The following is a 3,963-nucleotide window of genomic DNA, read 5'->3' on the forward strand; positions in this document are numbered from 1 at the left end:
TGGTCCGAGTGGCGAGACTTGAACTCACGGCCTCTTGACCCCCAGTCAAAGTAAAACTTAGGTAGAATGGGGGTCTAATGGTTGTTTTGTAGCAACCCCGTAGCAACAGTTTCATTCCTGGCCGGGAGATGAGGGCGTTATTCTTTTGCATCAACAAACCACTTATCTTCTTCCAACCAGATATAACGCTCTTGTCCTTTTATCCTACACAAATACCGGATGCCTGTACCCCCGGCCTTTAAAGAGGCGGCTTGCCGCACATCCAGCACCCGATCTATCTCGTAGAGCTGATCCGGTGACCAACGGATAGCGAGCGGGATGATCTGGCCCTCTTCGGTATACTGCACGATCATATTCACATATTTTTTCATAATGCGTCTCTAAAAAGGCTGACGGGGTGTATCGTATGGTCGCGCTTCGGGTCTATTGCCGATAATTCCGGTGACGTCAGCAATACCGCCGGCCGCACAGCTTTGGTGCCGAAGCGCCTTTTCAGTCCATCCACGGTAGTATCCAGTCGTTCCCTACGTAGCTGCTCCTGCCCGTCGCCGAACAGATCGAGCTGCAGCGGCGCCGAATCACTGACCAAATCGGAAATACTGATGCCCAGGCTGCGAATAGGACACTGCCAGTAATAATGTTTGATAAACAGCTCCATGCCAGCCTGTGCGATCTCTGCGGTAATGTTTGTATAATTAGACAGGGTATGTTGCCGAACAAAGCTGTTGAGCTGATTATCTCTGACGCTGATGCTGATAGTCCGCCCCTTACAGCCATGCTCACGGAGCCGCCGGGCAACACTGTCAGCCAGTACATATAGGATGATTTTAACATCCTCATTATCCACTAAATCACGCGGCGTGGTGGTGCTGTTGCCGATGCTTTTCACAATTTGTTGATCAGTATATCGTGAGACCGGTGTCAAATCATAACCGTTCGCGAAGCAATACAGTACGCTACCCCATTTGCCGAACCAGCCTTTCAGCGTCTTTTCCGGGGTGTTTGCCAGATCGCCAATGGTGCGCTTACAGTAAGACTCCAATTTGCGCCGTGTCGCGCCACCCACGTACAGCAGATCACCCGCCGGCAGCGGCCAGGCTATTTCCTTAAAATTTGCCCGGCTGATCTCCGTTACTGCGTCGGGCTTTTTATAGTCCGACCCCAGCTTTGCAAAAATTTTATTGTAAGATACGCCGATACTTACGGTGATCCCCAGCTCGTATTTAATACGCTCTCGTATCTCGTGAGCAATATTCACGCCATCAGCGCCGGCGGCCGTGACATCGAGCCAGCATTCATCCAGCCCGAAAGGCTCAACTTGGTCTGTGTAATCCAGATAGATTTCGTGACAAAGCCGCGAGAAGCGCTGATATAACTCAAAGCGCGGTGGCACAATGACCAGTTCCGGACACTTTTGCTTTGCCTGCCAGAGGGCTTCTCCGGTCTTTATCTGATACCTTTTAGCAAGCTCATTTTTAGCTAAGATGATACCGTGCCGCTGCTCAACATCGCCACCCACCGCTACCGGCTTGTCGCGTATCTCCGGCCGATGCAGGCATTCAACGCTGGCATAAAAGCTGTTACAGTCTGAGTGCAAAATTATCCGATCCACATCATCACCACCAAACGCTTGTTCATATTATATGCTTCTACATCTTAGAACATGCGTTCGAAAATATCAATGGAAATACTGACCAACACCTATTGGGGGCAGGGGCATTGTGGCACCTTTGTAAATTTTTTCGGCTTTAAGTTGCAAAAAGCACAATTGATTCCCTTGTGCTTTTGGAGATTGCCGTGTTATAATTATACGTAAGAAATACCCACAGCAACAACACATCAACAGCACATCAAATGAATACTCAGAGTGCCCAGAGCACCATTACTTTCTGATAAAGGAGGAATGGCGCTCTTTTTTGATTGGAGATCCAATGTAAGCGAAAGAAAACGGTAACGAATGAGAGGAACGATTTAAATGAATGCGAATATCTTATGTGATGTCTTAATTTTAGCAACTGCTCTTGTCAAATTAATAGTTGCTGTCACCAAGCTTTATAAAATTCAACCGGCATTTTATTGTAGAAGAAACTCCAGCTCAAAATTTTACATAAAGCGGAAGAAACGTCATAAGCGCCGCAAACCTCGCAAGCGCAGCTAAACAAAAAGATCCCCCGTAACCGGATTTGCTCCAGCTGCGGGGGGACTGTCTCTTTTTAATTAAAGTAAGTGGTCTGGCGGCAGGCAATGCCGTGCTGTTTGGTGCCCGCTGCTACATCAAACTTAATGGAAGCGTGGGTAATTTCCTTATAACTTTCGGGGTCATAAATCGTATAAGTGATATATGTCGTTCCTGGGCGTAGACCGGTAACACGGTAATTGCCGTTAGGCAGCTGACGAACGGACGCGATGCCGTCACGCGAAGATGTCATTCGGCGAATTTTGACCGGAGCACTTCCCACCAACTTTACGCCAATGTCATAAATGTTCCCAGGGGCCATTGTGTACGTTCTGGTATCCATAGTGACTGCGCCGTAATAAGATCTTCCGTTGTAGCTCAGTGCGCCGCCTGGCAAATAAACCAGATCCTCTCCGATCACACGGAAGCTGTAATCATTCATACTTGCATAGGTGGCAGCGGGAGAATCCTTTTTGCCACAAATGATAAAATCAGGGTAAGTGCGGCGAATGGGATTGCCCGTTTTAGGATCCGACGTTTGGTAAAACTGACCGATGATGTGTACATATTTATCAGGAAAAACAATGCTTTTCAAATTGAAGCATTCAAAGAAAGGTGATTCCATTGATATTAGGCTGTTCGGCAGCGTGACCTCAGATAACGAACTGCACCCATCAAAAACATAATTTTTAATTGAGGTAACCCCTTCGGGGATAACGATTTTTTTCAAAGACGTACACCAGGCAAATAAGCTATAATCTAGGACTTTGACATTCCTAGAAAGTGTGGCGCTGATCAATCCCCGGCATCCCTTAAATGCGCTTGCTCCAATTTTTGTCACGCTGTCGGGGATTATCACATCCTTCAGGGCAGTGGAGCCCGCAAAAGCGTCTTCCTCAATCGTGGTTACCGTATTGGGAATCGAAACAGAGGTCATTTTTGGTAAACCTCCCAGTGCGCCAATATTAATCGCCTTGAGTCCTTTTGGAAGAGTAATAACCGTCGCATTTGTATTTTTATATGTTACAAGAATATCATTTACGATTACCATATCACTGGGATTCTGTTTCAACCAGAGAGAGTTTGTAAAAACTTGTCTGCCAATTTGGGTAACACTTTTAGGAATCTGTATCCGAGCCAGCTGTGCACAGTCCTGAAACGCATAGTCTTCGATGCTGGTTACACCCTCTGGAATGAGAATCTCAGTTAAGGAACTTTTTTCAAACGCCGAACTTCCAATTTTCCTAACTCCTTTGGGGATTTTTACTTTCGTGACCTTACTCATGCGAAAAGCCCAGGAGCCTATTTCAACTACGCCTTCTGGAATATTCACTTCACTATCTTTTCCGTTATAACGAATAAGAACTCCATATTTATCAATCTCAAAGTCACCAGTAGTATCCGCACTTGCCAGTATCGGAAAAGAGAAAGCAGACGTACCAATTATGATAATTAGCGTTAAAAGAAAGGCAATCGTTTTTTGAAATGTTTTCATAATTTTCATCCTCAATATGTAATATCCATTTATAGCCTACCTGAAAATCCCGGTATTTACAATGGATAAAATTTACCATTGGTAAGGAATGGAACTACAACGCAAAAATCCCGCCCTGCATTTACACAGGGCGGGATTTGTCATATCTATTCGGTTTTATCCGCTTTGCTCTTAATCGCTGCAAAAGCGTTTTTAATCGCCGGCGGCATTGGCACGCCCATAATACCAGCGTTTTCTACGATGGAAAATCCCTCATTGGCAATGAAAAACAGAATTACCGCCGTGCGCAGGT

4 protein-coding genes are annotated in these 3,963 nt (G+C 45.9%); all 4 read right to left on the minus strand.

All coding sequences use genetic code 11. The features are described 5' to 3' along the window. Positions 1-137 precede the first annotated feature (137 nt). On the minus strand, positions 138-371 hold the full coding sequence (locus TY09_RS17310) for a hypothetical protein (protein WP_042436973.1): 234 nt from the start codon (positions 369-371) through the stop codon (positions 138-140). Continuing rightward, positions 368-1,612, minus strand: coding sequence for a Y-family DNA polymerase (locus TY09_RS17315; RefSeq protein WP_042436975.1), 1,245 nt, complete (start codon positions 1,610-1,612; stop codon positions 368-370). Before TY09_RS17315 ends, TY09_RS17310 begins: the two co-directional genes overlap by 4 nt. A 601-nt stretch (positions 1,613-2,213) precedes the next feature. Further along, positions 2,214-3,671 carry a leucine-rich repeat domain-containing protein gene (locus TY09_RS17320; protein ID WP_042436978.1) on the minus strand — a complete coding sequence of 486 codons (1,458 nt, stop codon included), beginning with the start codon at positions 3,669-3,671 and terminating at the stop codon, positions 2,214-2,216. 146 nt (positions 3,672-3,817) lie between these two features. After that, a complete protein-coding gene (locus TY09_RS17795) occupies positions 3,818-3,961 on the minus strand; it encodes a phage holin family protein (protein ID WP_276325304.1) in 144 nt (47 codons plus the stop codon). Positions 3,962-3,963 lie beyond the last annotated feature (2 nt).

The organism is Faecalispora jeddahensis (assembly GCF_000577335.1).
Classification (GTDB): domain Bacteria; phylum Bacillota; class Clostridia; order Oscillospirales; family Acutalibacteraceae; genus Faecalispora; species Faecalispora jeddahensis.

Excerpts from the sequence above, each read along its gene's own strand:
- TY09_RS17320 (WP_042436978.1), bottom strand. The coding sequence starts at position 3,671 with ATGAAAACATTTCAAAAAACGATTGCCTTTCTTTTAACGCTAATTATC.
- TY09_RS17310 (WP_042436973.1), bottom strand. The coding sequence starts at position 371 with ATGAAAAAATATGTGAATATGATCGTGCAGTATACCGAAGAGGGCCAG.